Source organism: Corynebacterium aurimucosum, from assembly GCF_046895345.1.
Taxonomy (GTDB): Bacteria; Actinomycetota; Actinomycetes; order Mycobacteriales; family Mycobacteriaceae; genus Corynebacterium; species Corynebacterium aurimucosum_G.
On record NZ_CP160096.1, the window covers coordinates 1,237,301 to 1,250,984 of the forward strand.

The following is a 13,684-nucleotide window of genomic DNA, read 5'->3' on the forward strand; positions in this document are numbered from 1 at the left end:
TGAAACCGGAAGAAAAGTGGAAGAATGAAATATGTATTCCGGGTTGTCCCCCACCCCGGGCCGAGCCACCTGAAAAGAAAGGGACTAATCAAACATGTCTGATAACACGTCTTATATCCCCGACCGCAACCTAGCCATGGAGCTGGTGCGTGTCACCGAGGCGGCAGCACTCGCCTCGGGTCGCTGGGTTGGCCGTGGACAGAAGAATGAAGGTGACGGCGCCGCGGTGGATGCTATGCGCAAGCTCATCAACTCCGTCGAGATGAACGGTGTCGTCGTCATTGGCGAGGGCGAGAAGGATGAAGCCCCGATGCTGTTTAACGGCGAGAAGGTCGGCACCGGCCAGGGCGCCGAGATGGACATCGCCGTTGACCCGGTGGACGGCACCCGCCTGATGGCTGAAGGCCGCCCGAACGCTATTTCTGTCATCGCCGCTGCCGAGCGCGGCACCATGTACGACCCGTCCGCTGTCTTCTACATGAAGAAGATTGCTGTCGGCCCCGAAGCAGTCGGCGCGATCGACCTCAATGAGTCGGTCGAATGGAATGTGAAGTCCGTGGCCAAGGCCAAGGGCATCAAGCCGGCTGACCTGACCGTCGTCGTTCTCGACCGCCCGCGCCACGATGACCTCATCCGTGAGATCCGCGAGGCCGGTGCCAAGGTTCGCCTCATCATGGACGGTGACGTCGCAGGCGCCATCGCTACCTGCCAGGACAGCAACTCCATCGACATCATGATGGGCATCGGCGGCACCCCGGAGGGCATCATCACCGCCTGCGCTATGAAGTGCATGGGCGGAGAAATTCAGGGCAAGCTATGGCCCAAGGATGAGGAGGAAGCCGAGAAAGCTCGCAAGGCTGGCCACGACCTCGACCGCGTCCTCACCACCAACGACTTGGTGTCCTCTGAGAACTGTTACTTCGCCGCTACCGGCGTGACCAATGGCGATATGCTCCGCGGTGTCTCTTACCGCCCGAACGGTGCCACCACCCGCTCTCTGGTCATGCGTTCCAAGTCCGGCACCATCCGCTATGTCGACTCCATCCATAAGCTGGCTAAGCTGCAGGAATACTCCGTGGTCGACTACACCAACCCCCACGATAAGGAAAGCTAGTTCACTTTCTTAGGAAGAGTGCTACGGTGGCCATGAATGCCGTGCCACGGCGCACACAAAGACCCCAAAAAACTCATTTCACAGAAAAGGTGAATCCATGACTGAATACCGCATTGAACACGACACCATGGGCGAGGTAAAGGTTCCGGCAGACGCCCTGTGGCGTGCCCAGACCCAGCGCGCTGTGGAGAACTTCCCGATCTCCGGCCGCGGTCTCGAGGATGCGCAGATTCGCGCTCTCGGCCTCCTGAAGGCTGCCTGTGCTCAGGTGAACAAGGACTCCGGCAAACTGGACGCAGAGAAGGCTGACGCCATCATCGCCGCCGCCACCGAGATTGCAGAGGGCAAGCACAACGATGCTTTCCCGATTGACGTCTTCCAGACCGGCTCCGGCACCTCCTCCAACATGAACACCAACGAGGTCATCGCCTCCATCGCCCACAAGAACGGCGTGGAGATTCACCCGAATGACCACGTGAACATGGGTCAGTCCTCCAACGACACCTTCCCCACCGCAACCCACGTTGCGGCAACGGAAGCTGCAGTGAATGACCTCATCCCGGGCCTCAAAATCCTGCACGATTCCCTGCTGGCCAAGGCCAAGGAATTCGCTGATGTAGTAAAGTCCGGCCGCACCCACCTGATGGACGCCACCCCGATCACCCTGGGCCAGGAATTCGGCGGCTACGCTCGCCAGATCGAGCTCGGCATCGAGCGCGTTGAGGCTACCCTGCCGCGCTTGGGTGAACTGGCTATCGGCGGCACCGCTACCGGTACCGGCCTGAACACCGACGCTGAGTTTGGCGGAAAGGTCACCGAGGAGCTCAAGAAGCTCACCGGCATTGACCAGCTCTCCGAGGCCAAGAACCACTTCGAGGCCCAGGCTGCCCGCGACGCCCTCGTCGAGTTCTCTGGCGCCATGCGCACCGTTGCTATCTCCCTCAACAAGATTGCCAACGACATTCGCATGATGGGCTCCGGCCCACTCACCGGCCTTGCGGAGATCCACCTCCCGGATCTGCAGCCGGGCTCCTCCATCATGCCGGGTAAGGTCAACCCGGTTCTGAGCGAGGCCGCCACCATGGTGGTCAGCCAGGTCATCGGCAACGACGCCGCTGTTGCTTTCGGCGGCTCCAACGGCCACTTCGAGCTCAACGTCTACATCCCGATGATGGCCCGCAACGTTCTCGAGTCCTCCCGCCTGCTAGCTAATGTTTCCCGCGTCTTCGCTGAGAAGTGCGTTGACGGCATCGAGGCCAACGAGGAGCGCATGAAGAAGTTTGCGGAGTCCTCCACCTCCATCGTCACCCCGCTGAACTCCAAGATCGGCTACGAGAACGCCGCCAAGGCAGCTAAGCACGCACTGAACGAGAAGATCACCGTCCGCGAAGCCGTCATCGACCTCGGCTTCGTCGACGGCGAGAACCTCACCGAAGAGGAACTCGATGAGCGCCTCAACGTTCTCACCATGACCAACCGCGACCGCGATAACTTCTAAGTTCGCTTTCGCCCACGCCGCCGCTCTCCTTCGGGAGGGCGGCTTCGCCATTTTCGCCACCGCTGTGTTCTAGGACATAGAGATAGCTCTGTAATCAGCAAAATCACCATCATTGCACTTGGTGCAAACTTGCACTGGGTGTAGGATTGCACTCCGTGCAAGAAGATCTGTCATTACGCGAGCAAAAACGCCTGAAAACCCGCCTGCGCATAGAGGATGCTGCCACCCTCTTGGTAGACGAGCATGGCTTTGCCTCCGTCACGGTGGAGGAGATTTGTGAGAAAGCCGGAATTTCCCGGCGCACCTTCTTTAATTATTTCGATTCCAAGGACTCAGCCGTCTTGGGCAACCCCAGTCAAGAGTTCTCCCAGGAGCAAAAGAGCTACCTGCTCGAAACTCCCACGGAGAACCTCTTCAAGCTGGCCGTAGGCCTCATCAAGGAACACCTCAATGGGCAGCACGCCAATAAGGAAATTGCTGAACGACGCCGCCGTATCTCCAGCGATGCGGACGCAGCGGCGGCGTCCTTAAGCAGAAAGCGTGCCAAGTCTAACGAAGTACTTGAGCTTCTCACCCAGCGGCTAGAGAAGGAGTCAGCGTTAAAGACCATGCCGGATGTCTCCCCGCACACGGAGGCACTACTCATTGCTGTCACCATCCGTGAGGCTTTTTGGTTGGCCACCACCTCGCCAGACTTCAGTTGTGATATTCCCTTTGAGCAGCGCTTTGACTCCGCACTCACACTCATCAACAACTATTCGAAAGGACTTTCATGGTAGCTACCGCGAAACCGCCAGTGGCCAACACTGACAATGGCAAGCCGGAAAACAACCTTGCCCTCGTCTTCTCTGCCCTCGTGCTCACCATGTTGATGAGCTCCCTGGGGCAAATGATTTTCGCTTCCGCCCTTCCCACAATCGTCGGCGAGCTCGGTGGTGTCGACCACATGAGCTGGGTTATCTCCGCTTTCCTGGTAACCATGACCATTGCTATGCCTATCTCCGGCAAGCTCGGTGACATGATGGGCCGCAAGTGGCTCTACATCGGCGGTATTGCCACCTTCGTCATCGGGTCCGCCGTGGGCGGCTTCGCTAATTCGATGAACCTACTCATTATTGGCCGTGCCATTCAGGGCTTCGGCGCTGGATTCATGATGATCTCCTCCCAGTCCATCATCGCGGAGGTCACCACGGCACGTGAGCGCGGTAAGTTTATGGGCATCATGGGCGGCGTTTTCGGCCTGTCCTCCGTCCTCGGCCCAGTCCTTGGCGGCTGGTTCACCGATGGACCTGGCTGGCGCTGGGGTCTGTGGATGAATATTCCCCTTGGTCTGCTCGCTATGACCGTGTGCGTGCTCGTTCTGCGCCTGCGCGTCGGCGATACTGATCTGCGTAAGTTTGATGCTTTGGGAGCCACCTTCATCGCTATCACTACCGCTTCACTCATCCTCATGACCACCTGGGGCGGTACCCAATACGAGTGGTCGGATCCGCTGATTCTCACCTTGGCTGTCATCGTTGTGATCGGTGCCGTCATCACGGTCTTCGTCGAGAAGCGGGCTAAAGAGCCCCTGATCCCTGTACAGCTGTTTAAGAACCGCAACATGGTGCTCACGACGGCCGCCGGCATGGTGCTGGGCTTGGCTATGTTCGGAGTGCTGGGATACATGCCGACCTACCTGCAGATGGTGCATACCCTGACGCCAACCAAGGCAGGTTTGATGATGATCCCGATGATGCTCGGCATGATCGCTACCTCCACCACCGTTGGATTCATCATCGCCCGAACCGGCCACTACAAGCGCTACCCCATCATTGGCCTCGCGATTACGGCTGGCGCTCTGTTCTGGATGTCGAAGCTGACTGTGGACACCTCCCTGACTCAGCTTGGCGCTGAGTTCCTCGTCTTCGGCATCGGCCTCGGCTTCGTCATGCAAGTGCTCGTTCTCATCGTTCAGAACTCCTTCCCCGTGGCACTGGTGGGTACTGCAACGGCGGCTAACAACTTTTTCCGCCAAATTGGTTCCGCCATGGGTGCTTCCTTGGTGGGCTCGCTATTCATCCACAACATGAAGGATGAGTTGGCTGCCAATATGCCTGCTGCCATCGCCTCCATGGGTAAGGCCGGCGCGCCCTTTGCAGAGAAGTTCAGCGCCGAGGGCGGCGGTTCCTCTAGCCTGACCCCGTCGATGGTGGCACAGCTTCCTGACCCGATCCGCGACGTGATCCTCAACGCCTACAACGACGGTCTCACTCCCGTGATCCTGCTTATGGTGCCGATTGCCATCGTTGCGCTCCTACTCATCCTTCCGGTGCGGGAGGAGCACCTCAAGGAGACCATCGACTAGAGCACCGTTGTTTCCCACACAACAAGAAATCCTCGCCGCGTAGATTTACGGGCGAGGATTTTTCAGCTCTAAGAGTTTAACGCAGGATTCCCATTTGGCGTGCTACCTGGGCGGCCACACCGATGAGTGCAAAAATTCCAGCAAGAATGCCAACAATGGTTCCCACATCCGTGCCGCCGGAGCTTGAGCTTCCGAGGGAAGATTTCTTGGTCACCTTCACGGTCTTGGTGACTTGGTTGGATGACAGCTGGGGCTGACCGTTACGCAACACATAAGTGTTGAAGGTTACGGTCGCGGTGCCCTCAGACTTGGCCGTGTACGTTCCGTCCTCGTTGACTTCGAGGATCTCTGGATTGCTGCTGCTTGGCGACGCCACCGGAACCCCCAGCGTCGCTCCCCGGAATCCATCGATGCTCAATCCCAGGCTTCCTTGGCTTCCGACAGAAGTGCCACCGGTCGTCATGAGCTCGGCTTTGCCGACTGCGCTTTCCGGCACGGCAATGGGGAATGCGTGGCGGCCCGAAATGCGGGCGGGCTCACCTGGCATATCGCGATTAGAGAAGAAACCAGCGGTCACTTCCCCCACTTGGGCTTGAGCGAATGTTACGTGGGTGGGATCGAGGATCGAGTAGAGGTGTCCAGTCCGTTCATTGAATTGGCCATTAGAGCGGATGAGCATATCCCATTCGCTTGCGCCCTGGTATTTATCGGTCGACCACGATGCGATCGCCTCCGACATTCCTGTCGTGGTGAGGTTTTCACCTGCAAACAGGTTGCCGATGACTCCGAATGGGGGAACCCCTGGCAGCCTCTCATGGTTGAAGTCAAGGTTCTCCTCGGCAGCACGCTGCATTACCGCGTGCTCGAGACCTCGATCCCAGGAGATGGAATTCACATAGGCGTCGCGGGTGCGGAAACCTGCGGCGCTAGCAGCCTGGCGCAGCGTTCCGCCGTTGAAGGGAAGGTTATCGTCCCAAGCCTTGCCGCGCAGCTGCCGAACCTGGCGGGTAACCAGGTCAATATCGGACTGCATCACGGGCTCAGCAAAGACATAAGCCAAAGCACCATTGGGGTGGTTAACGTCGAGCTCCGCCACAGGGACGGAGCCAGCAGATGGAAACTCAGCAGCCGTGGCAACGGGCGCTGCGAAAGCACCGGTCGACACGGCTACGGCGGTAGAAAGGGCAAGCACGGAGGTGCGGAAAGCCATGATTCGCCTTCGATAGAGAGTGGTTGAGAACAGGTTCTATTCTATCCCCACTCCTGCCCTGATATTGGAAAAGTGAGATAATTACTTTCTCTTCTGGTTGGCTTCTGCCTTCTTTTCCTCCGGCTTCGGAAGGAGCAGCTCATAGACATCGGTATCGCGCCACTGGCCGGCAAGCTCACCATAAGTCATCTTTGCCATGTGGGAGTAGGTACCCACCTTGACGAAGCCACGGGACTTGTGGAGACCAGCAGAGCCTTCGTTCTCCGGGAAAATCCACGAATGGATGGCCCACTTGTGCAAGTCACGGCAGACCTCAATGAGCTGATCCAGCAAGGCGCCACCGATACCCCTGCCCTGGGCTTCCTTACTCAGGTAGATGGAATCCTCCACCACGCCGTGGAACACGGTACGGGTGGACGCCTGCGCAGCGCAAACCCAACCGAGAACCTTCGAGTCATCGTCTTCCTCAACAGCGACGAAGACGGACGACATGATCTTGACGTTCTTAAACTCCTCGAAGGTCAACGAGCGGGTCTCATAGGTAGCGTGACCAGTGTTAAGACCCTGCTCATAGATTTCCCGCATCTGCGGGTAGTCTGCAGCGTTGAAGGGACGGATGCGGAAATCCCTCTTCTTGTCTTTCGCGTTGTCGCTCATGAAACAATTATTACTGAGCGTACTGCATGAATGCCAAGCTGAGGGTGGGGAGATCGCCACGCGCGAACGCGTTAGTTCTCACCCTCCAACAAATCGGTGACGAGCTCCGCAATGGCAGAGCGCTCAGAGCGCTGCAGGGTGACATGCGCAAAAAGCTCACGCCCTTTGAGTTTCTCAATGACCGCCTGCACACCATCGTGGCGACCAACGCGCAAGTTATCGCGCTGGGCAACGTCATGTGTGAGAACCACACGGGAGCCGCGGCCCAACCGCGAAAGGACTGTGAGCAGCACATTGCGCTCTAGTGACTGGGCCTCGTCGACGATGACGAAGGAATCATGCAGACTGCGGCCTCGGATGTGGGTCAGCGGGAGAACCTCTAAAAGACCTCGATCGTGGACTTCCTCCAGGACATTTTCGGAAACCAAGCCCTCCAAAGTGTCATAGACTGCTTGGGCCCAGGGGTTCATCTTTTCGCTCTCCGAGCCCGGCAGGTACCCCAAGGACTGCCCTCCCACCGCATACATCGGGCGGAATACCACGATGCGGCGGTGCTCACCACGCTCCAGCACTGCTTCCAAGCCAGCACATAATGCCAGCGCGGACTTACCCGTGCCCGCTCGGCCGCCGATGGACATGATGCCCACGGAAGGATCTACTAAGAGGTCCAGTGCAACGCGCTGCTCGGCGGAACGGCCTTGCAGACCGAATACATTGCTATCCCCACGCACCAAGCGAACAGTGCCCTCAGCCGTCATACGGCCCAGTGCTGACTGCCCGCCTGCCTGCAGAGTCACGCCACAGTGCACCGGCAGGTCTTCGACGCGGGTGCCGGCGGTGGTCACGGAGCCGTCGATAAGCACCTCGCCTTCCCCGTAGAGCTCATCGATAACCTCGGCGCTGGTGGGCACTATGGCCATACCGGTGTAGCCGGTGAGCACGACATCCTGTGCATGGTACTCATCGGCCTGCAAGCCCACAGCGCCAGCCTTGACACGTAGCGGAACGTCCTTGGTCACCAGAACGGTGTCTTTCCCCTCATGCTGTAGGTTGAGCGCGCACGCGAGGATTCTGTGGTCCCCCTCCGGCCCGCGGAAGGCCACCGGCAGCAAGGATTGATCCTGGTGGTTAAGCTCCACGCGCAGCGTTCCGCCCGCGGCATTGACGGGCAGCGGTTGGTCGAGAGCTTCGTAAGTGGCGCGGAGGTCCTCCAAAAAGCGAAGAGCTTGGCGGGCGAACCAGCCAAGCTCCGGGTGATGACGTTTTCCTTCCAACTCAGAGATAACGACGATGGGCAGAACCACATCGTGCTCTGCGAATTTACGCAACGCCCAGGGGTCGGAGAGAAGGACGGAGGTATCGATGACATAGGTCTTGGTTGCCACAGCGGCCTCGTGCGGCTGCTCGGTCAGGACGGAAGGATTGGTCATAGCGGCAGGGTTCTCCCTTTTTATGCCCGTCCCAACTCATCGACCTGGGAGGGCATGGTGAAGCTGGTGATTGTCGAACTGCCCGGAAACTGCACTTAACCTCCGGACACCGTCCACGCTAGAGAGCGAAGGTTGAAATTACATGGGTGCAAGATGAACAGTTTTAAAACGGCATTCACCACAGTCACACCATTCCCACGAGTTGGGAGTAGTTCATTCTTTCGCGAAGCCGTGACCATGGAAAACAGCGACAGACTCCGCACCGTTCTATCAGTGCGGAGTCTGTCTTAGAAGCTCAACGGGTGGTTAATCCCGCTGCATACGAGCTAAGCCTTAGTTGATGGTGGCCTCGTACTCGCCGGACTCACCCTGCAGCCAGGAGATGGTGCCGTTGGTGAACTCCTGTACCCAACCGTTGCCCTCGGCCTGCTCCGGGGCAGTCGGCAGGCCTACCTTGCTCTCAAGGCCGCCTTCCTCGGTCCAGGTCTCGGCGATCTTGCCAATGATCGGCTGGGTGCCTTCGCCCTCAGCGAATGCCAGCAGCTTGTCCTTGGCAAAGGTGGCAACGCTACCGGCATCGGTGGTCTCGATGGACTCCGGGTCGCCCCACTCAGCAGCCTTCTCCTTGATGGCCTGAGCGAAGTCGGCCGGGACCTCTACATCACCGTTGGCGGTGGATACGCTCTCCTTGTCGCCCTCAGCGCCGCCCTCCGAGTCGGCAGAATCTGCTTCAGAGGAGTCAGCATCCTCTGCACCCTCAGCATCAGAAGGATCGGCGGACTCGGAGTCCTTCATGGAATCCTTAGCGTCCTGAGCGGCAGAGCCGGCAGCATCGGTAGCGTCGGACGCGGCGGACTGTGCGGCGTCGCCAGCATCCTTAGCGGCATCCTCAGCATCCGAGCAAGCAACGACACCCAGGGACAGGGTGGCGGCGGCGATACCAGCAGCGAAACGACGAGTCATCTTCTTCATTCTTAAGCCTTTCTCTTCTAGTTGAGCACTGTTCTAAGTACTTTTGTTGAGAACGAAGCCCACCGTAGGCCTAGACAGCACGTCTTGCCACCATCGAACCTGTGATTTGACAACAAAGAGCTTTCTTTATCTACGTTTCCGCTGTTGAGAACCCCTATATCTTTTCGATAACGGTTTGGAAATCGAGCCCTTGTGAGACTTTCCTTGGGCCTTTCTGCGTTCTTGCTTAGCTTTTGCTTTGTCGCGTGCTGTGCGCTTCTCAGCCGTGTTGCGGGAGGAATTCCGCGTCCTTCCCTTTGCCACCCCAACGAAATCCTGAATCTCGTCACCATCATCAGCCCGACGCCACACCAAAGCGATTTCTGTGCGCGCAACGGAAGGGTCTTCTAGCCCAAGTGCGACTACCTGCTTCTTGCTCAGCACCTTCAGCAGTGGTCGAGGCGCGATGGCCACGCCCACGTTAGCTGCCACGACCTGGAGCGCGGTGCACAGGGCCGGAACGTCGACGCTGCCGTCTGCGGATATTCGGTAGTTCACGATCTCTTCGGCAACATCCGCTGGCGCGATGTCCTCCCCCACCTCCGCATAGACCGAGTCTTTCGGCACCGCAATACCAGGCGCCTCCTCATAAAGACGAACCACATGGAAGCTGTCGTCGATTCGCGGATCCGGCAGGCGGGTCAGTGCGAGGTCTGCCTCATGCGCGAGAAGAACCGCCAGCGCATCATCGGCGTCGACGGTCACCAGGGACTCGGGGGAATGCGAGTCGCGGTAGCGGCGAAACCACTTACCGGGTTCTGTACCAGTGGAAAAGACAAGGCGGAGCATGCACCTCATACTACGGTGCTGCTAGCGTGGTGAGCGTGACTGATACCCCGAATAATGAAACCCCGACCAACGAAACCCAGCAGCCTTCCGGTACCGCCATGCGCGCGCAAACCGCGGCCAAGAAGCTGGGCATCTACCTGCCGGCCACCCCGGAGGAGTTTCAAGCCAACGCAGTAACCCACGCCCAATTGCGCGACTTGCAGGAGAATCCGCCGGAATGGCTCGCAACCCTGCGCCGAGAAGGCCCGCACCCGCGCCCGGTGGTGGCGCAGAAGCTGGGGATCTCCGTGACCGCGCTGAAGAAGAACGAGATGGACCGCCCGCTCACCACCGCGGAAATTAAAGAACTCCTCAGCGCAAAGCCCGAGTGGCTCGAAGCCGCTCGGAAAGCTCACGCTGAGGAGCGCAAGGAAGCTTAGACCAGCTTCCAGTCCTCAAGGCCGTCGTAGAGCGGGAAGTCCGCGGCGACCTTCTCCACGCGGGCGCGCAGCTTGGCGACGTCCGCGTTCTTACCGTTTGCCAGTGCGGTACCGATAACATCGGCCACCTCGGTAAAGGCCGCCGTGTCGAGGCCACGGGTAGCCAGGGCCGGGGTACCAATGCGCAGACCAGAGGTAACCATCGGCGGGCGCGGATCATTCGGAACCGCATTGCGGTTCACGGTGATGCCCACCTCGTGGAGGAGGTCCTCCGCCTGCTGGCCATCAAGCTCGGAGTTGCGCAGGTCCGCCAGGACGAGGTGCACGTCGGTGCCGCCAGTGAGGACGTCAACGCCCGCCTTGGTGCAATCCTCGGCGGTCAGACGCTCAGCCAGAATGCGCGCGCCTTCCAGGGTGCGCTCCTGGCGCTCCTTGAACTCCTCGGTGGCCGCGATCTTGAGGGCGATAGCCTTCGCCGCGATGACGTGCATGAGCGGTCCGCCCTGCTGGCCCGGGAAGACATTGGAGTTGATCTTCTTGGCAAAGTCCTGCTTGGCCAAGATGAGTCCAGAGCGCGGGCCACCAAGAGTCTTGTGGACGGTGGAGGACACAACATCGGAGTGCGGCACCGGGGAGGGGTGCAGACCAGCTGCCACGAGGCCCGCGAAGTGTGCCATATCCGTCCACAGGTATGCGCCGACCTCATCGGCGATGGAGCGGAAGGCCTCGAAGTCGATGGTGCGCGGGTAAGCGGACCAACCAGCAATGATCACCTGTGGCTTTTCTGCCAGGGCCTGCTCGCGCACCTTGTCCATGTCGAGGCGCATGGTCTCCGGGTCAACCTCGTACGCGGCAACGTCGTAAAGCTTGCCGGAGAAGTTCAGCTGCATACCGTGGGTCAGGTGACCGCCGTGCGCCAAGGACAGGCCCATGATCTTGTCACCCGGCTGGATCAGCGAAGCCAGGACCGCAGCGTTGGCCTGGGCACCGGAGTGCGGCTGGACGTTGGCAAAATCCGCACCAAACAGCGCCTTGGCGCGATCGCGTGCCAGATCCTCCACGACGTCGACGTGCTCGCAGCCGCCGTAGTAGCGGCGTCCCGGGTAGCCCTCTGCGTACTTGTTGGTGAGAACAGAGCCCTGTGCCTGCAGAACCGCGCGGGGGACGAAGTTCTCCGAGGCAATCATCTCGAGGGTATCGCGCTGACGAGCAATCTCACCGGAGATAGCATCGAAGACCTCGGGATCAAGATCGCGCATCTCCTGGTAGCGCACGTCTGAATTGTTCGTAGTCGTCATGAAAGCGTGGTGTCCCTTCCTACAGATGGTCAAGATCGCCAGCAGTGCCCGCTCGCGGCACAACACCACCGGCTTTAGAAATCGCCGAAGCTAGTTCTACATCCTAACGCCCCTATCCCCCGCGCGGGGGCCTCTAGGAATCTTTTCATTCGGGGCAATTGCACTAGGTGCCTGATGCAGTGCGACAATAGTCGGCATGGCGCGAATGACCGATGCGAGCCCGTACCTCGATTTTGACCGTGATACGTGGCGTGCCCTGCGTAAATCCATGCCACAGGTGCTAACGGCAAATGAGGTGGAAAAACTCCGCGGCATTGGTGACCGCATCGACCTCACCGAGGTAGCAGAGGTTTACCTCCCCCTTTCGCGTCTCATTCACATGCAGGTGGAGGCCCGACAAAAACTCACCGCGGCCACCGAGGCCTTCTTGGGTAATCCACCGACGCACGTGCCCTTCGTCATCGGCGTCGCCGGCTCTGTTGCCGTGGGCAAATCCACGACAGCACGCCTGCTCCAAGTACTCCTTGAGCGCTGGGAATCCCACCCGAAGGTCGACTTGGTGACCACGGACGGCTTCCTCTATCCCACCGCCTACCTCAAAGAACACGGGTTGATGCAGCGCAAGGGCTACCCCGAGTCCTATGACCGCCGCGCGCTGATGCGTTTTGTTACCGACGTTAAATCGGGCAAACCCCTAGTCACGGCCCCGCTCTACTCGCACGTGTCCTATGACATCGTCCCCGGGGAATTCCAGGAGGTCCGGCAGCCGGACATCCTCATCTTGGAGGGCCTCAACGTGCTGCAAACCGGTCCGACCCTCATGGTCTCCGACCTGTTCGACTTCTCTGTTTATGTGGACGCCCGAGTCGACGACATTGAAAAGTGGTACATTGACCGCTTCCTCAAGCTCCGGCATACTGCTTTCCGCGAGCCGGGTGCGCACTTTGCCTCCTTCGCGGACATGACGGATGAGGAAGCCTACGTGCAGGCCCGAGAAATCTGGCAGTCCATCAACCTGCCCAACCTTATTGAAAATATTTTGCCCACCCGAGTGCGTGCTTCCTTGGTTCTACGCAAGGGCTCACACCATTTGGTGGAGCAAGTGCGGATGCGCAAGCTCTAGGCGGGCATTATCGGGCTAGCGCCCAAAGCGGCGTGAGCGCTGCGAATAATCGCGCAAAGCGCGCAAGAAATCTACCCGGCGGAATGCGGGCCAATACGTATCCGTAAACCAAATCTCTGAATAAGCAGCCTGCCACAGAAGGAAGCCGGAAAGACGCTGTTCACCGGAGGTGCGGATCACGAGATCTGGGTCCGGCAAACCTTTGGTGTAGAGGTTGCCCGTGATGGCCTCTGCCGTCACGTTCTCCGCAATCTCCTCAGCGCTCAATCCCTTTTCGGCTTCGCTACGAATGAGACTCTGCACGGCATCGACGATTTCTTGACGCCCGCCGTAGCCCACCGCGATGTTAACGATGACGCCCTGGTGATCTTCTGTGGCTTCAGCAGCGCACTGCATTTTGGCGGTAACCTGTTCAGGAAGCAGATCTAGGTGTCCCACGAGACGGATTTGGCAATCCAGATCGCCCTGGGAAAGGTGCGTGACAACATCAGAAATGATGTCAAAAAGCAGCTGCACTTCCTGCTCGCTGCGCTTCAAATTTTCCGTCGACAACAGGTAAATAGTGACGACCTCAATGTCAGTGCCTTGGCACCAAGAGATCATCTCACTAATTTTCCGCGCTCCCTGGCGGTGACCGTGGCTAATATCCGTAAAGCCCGCCTCGCGCGCCCAGCGGCGATTGCCATCCGCCATGATTGCCACGTGGCGTGGCTGCGGTTTGTTCTTAATCTCACGCGTTAGACGCGCCTCATACAGGGGATATAGGAGCTGGCTTAGGAACTTCACGG

13 protein-coding genes are annotated in these 13,684 nt (G+C 59.1%); 6 read left to right on the plus strand and 7 right to left on the minus strand.

Annotated elements, in window-relative coordinates; translation table 11 throughout:
- Positions 1–94: 94 nt before the first annotated feature.
- The 4 genes from glpX (at position 95) to ABZS45_RS05930 (ending at position 4,959) form a co-directional block, all read left to right on the plus strand.
- Entirely contained in the window at positions 95–1,114 is a 1,020-nt protein-coding gene (gene glpX, locus ABZS45_RS05915) for a class II fructose-bisphosphatase (protein ID WP_070447033.1), read from the plus strand.
- Between the two features lie 97 nt (positions 1,115–1,211).
- Positions 1,212–2,612: a class II fumarate hydratase gene (locus tag ABZS45_RS05920; protein WP_412101043.1), complete on the plus strand. Its 1,401-nt coding sequence runs from the start codon at positions 1,212–1,214 to the stop codon at positions 2,610–2,612.
- Between the two features lie 155 nt (positions 2,613–2,767).
- Positions 2,768–3,391 carry a TetR/AcrR family transcriptional regulator gene (locus ABZS45_RS05925; protein ID WP_412101044.1) on the plus strand — a complete coding sequence of 208 codons (624 nt, stop codon included), beginning with the start codon at positions 2,768–2,770 and terminating at the stop codon, positions 3,389–3,391.
- The gene (locus ABZS45_RS05930) at positions 3,385–4,959 is read left to right on the plus strand and encodes an MDR family MFS transporter (protein WP_412101045.1); all 1,575 of its coding nucleotides are present in this window, start codon (positions 3,385–3,387) and stop codon (positions 4,957–4,959) included. The genes ABZS45_RS05925 and ABZS45_RS05930 overlap by 7 nt, the downstream gene beginning before the upstream one ends.
- Before the next feature lie 76 nt (positions 4,960–5,035).
- Here ABZS45_RS05930 and ABZS45_RS05935 read toward each other — a convergent pair whose 3' ends face one another.
- The 5 genes from ABZS45_RS05935 to ABZS45_RS05955 all read right to left on the minus strand — a co-directional run bounded on the left by ABZS45_RS05935 (position 5,036) and on the right by ABZS45_RS05955 (position 10,056).
- Complete coding sequence (locus ABZS45_RS05935) at positions 5,036–6,169, minus strand: hypothetical protein (protein ID WP_412101046.1); 1,134 nt, start codon at positions 6,167–6,169, stop codon at positions 5,036–5,038.
- An 81-nt stretch (positions 6,170–6,250) separates the two neighbouring features.
- Positions 6,251–6,826: an N-acetyltransferase family protein gene (locus ABZS45_RS05940; RefSeq protein WP_412101047.1), complete on the minus strand. Its 576-nt coding sequence runs from the start codon at positions 6,824–6,826 to the stop codon at positions 6,251–6,253.
- A 71-nt stretch (positions 6,827–6,897) separates the two neighbouring features.
- Positions 6,898–8,256 carry a PhoH family protein gene (locus ABZS45_RS05945; protein WP_412101048.1) on the minus strand — a complete coding sequence of 453 codons (1,359 nt, stop codon included), beginning with the start codon at positions 8,254–8,256 and terminating at the stop codon, positions 6,898–6,900.
- A gap of 333 nt (positions 8,257–8,589) precedes the next feature.
- Positions 8,590–9,219 (minus strand): LGFP repeat-containing protein, encoded by a 630-nt coding sequence (locus ABZS45_RS05950; RefSeq protein WP_412101049.1) that lies wholly within the window; start codon positions 9,217–9,219, stop codon positions 8,590–8,592.
- Between the two features lie 135 nt (positions 9,220–9,354).
- Positions 9,355–10,056 (minus strand): LysR family transcriptional regulator substrate-binding protein, encoded by a 702-nt coding sequence (locus ABZS45_RS05955; protein WP_412101050.1) that lies wholly within the window; start codon positions 10,054–10,056, stop codon positions 9,355–9,357.
- Between the two features lie 98 nt (positions 10,057–10,154).
- Between ABZS45_RS05955 and ABZS45_RS05960 the strand changes: the two genes are divergently transcribed.
- Entirely contained in the window at positions 10,155–10,475 is a 321-nt protein-coding gene (locus ABZS45_RS05960) for a DUF5997 family protein (protein ID WP_412101144.1), read from the plus strand.
- Here the strand turns inward: ABZS45_RS05960 and glyA are convergent.
- Complete coding sequence (gene glyA / locus ABZS45_RS05965) at positions 10,472–11,773, minus strand: serine hydroxymethyltransferase (protein ID WP_412101051.1); 1,302 nt, start codon at positions 11,771–11,773, stop codon at positions 10,472–10,474. The genes ABZS45_RS05960 and glyA overlap by 4 nt on opposite strands.
- A 196-nt stretch (positions 11,774–11,969) precedes the next feature.
- Between glyA and coaA the strand changes: the two genes are divergently transcribed.
- On the plus strand, positions 11,970–12,896 hold the full coding sequence (coaA, locus tag ABZS45_RS05970) for a type I pantothenate kinase (RefSeq protein WP_412101052.1): 927 nt from the start codon (positions 11,970–11,972) through the stop codon (positions 12,894–12,896).
- 15 nt (positions 12,897–12,911) lie between these two features.
- On the opposite strand, the gene ABZS45_RS05975 is transcribed toward coaA, so the two are convergent.
- Positions 12,912–13,682 (minus strand): isoprenyl transferase, encoded by a 771-nt coding sequence (locus ABZS45_RS05975; RefSeq protein WP_070447051.1) that lies wholly within the window; start codon positions 13,680–13,682, stop codon positions 12,912–12,914.
- Positions 13,683–13,684 lie beyond the last annotated feature (2 nt).

What these genes read in the sequence shown, in the direction of transcription:
- glpX (WP_070447033.1), top strand. Translation starts at nt 95, where the DNA reads ATGTCTGATAACACGTCTTATATCCCCGACCGCAACCTAGCCATGGAG.
- ABZS45_RS05920 (WP_412101043.1), top strand. Translation starts at nt 1,212, where the DNA reads ATGACTGAATACCGCATTGAACACGACACCATGGGCGAGGTAAAGGTT.
- ABZS45_RS05930 (WP_412101045.1), top strand. Translation starts at nt 3,385, where the DNA reads ATGGTAGCTACCGCGAAACCGCCAGTGGCCAACACTGACAATGGCAAG.
- ABZS45_RS05935 (WP_412101046.1), bottom strand. Translation starts at nt 6,169, where the DNA reads ATGGCTTTCCGCACCTCCGTGCTTGCCCTTTCTACCGCCGTAGCCGTG.
- ABZS45_RS05940 (WP_412101047.1), bottom strand. Translation starts at nt 6,826, where the DNA reads ATGAGCGACAACGCGAAAGACAAGAAGAGGGATTTCCGCATCCGTCCC.
- ABZS45_RS05945 (WP_412101048.1), bottom strand. Translation starts at nt 8,256, where the DNA reads ATGACCAATCCTTCCGTCCTGACCGAGCAGCCGCACGAGGCCGCTGTG.
- ABZS45_RS05950 (WP_412101049.1), bottom strand. Translation starts at nt 9,219, where the DNA reads ATGACTCGTCGTTTCGCTGCTGGTATCGCCGCCGCCACCCTGTCCCTG.
- ABZS45_RS05955 (WP_412101050.1), bottom strand. Translation starts at nt 10,056, where the DNA reads ATGCTCCGCCTTGTCTTTTCCACTGGTACAGAACCCGGTAAGTGGTTT.
- ABZS45_RS05960 (WP_412101144.1), top strand. Translation starts at nt 10,155, where the DNA reads ATGCGCGCGCAAACCGCGGCCAAGAAGCTGGGCATCTACCTGCCGGCC.
- glyA (WP_412101051.1), bottom strand. Translation starts at nt 11,773, where the DNA reads ATGACGACTACGAACAATTCAGACGTGCGCTACCAGGAGATGCGCGAT.
- coaA (WP_412101052.1), top strand. Translation starts at nt 11,970, where the DNA reads ATGGCGCGAATGACCGATGCGAGCCCGTACCTCGATTTTGACCGTGAT.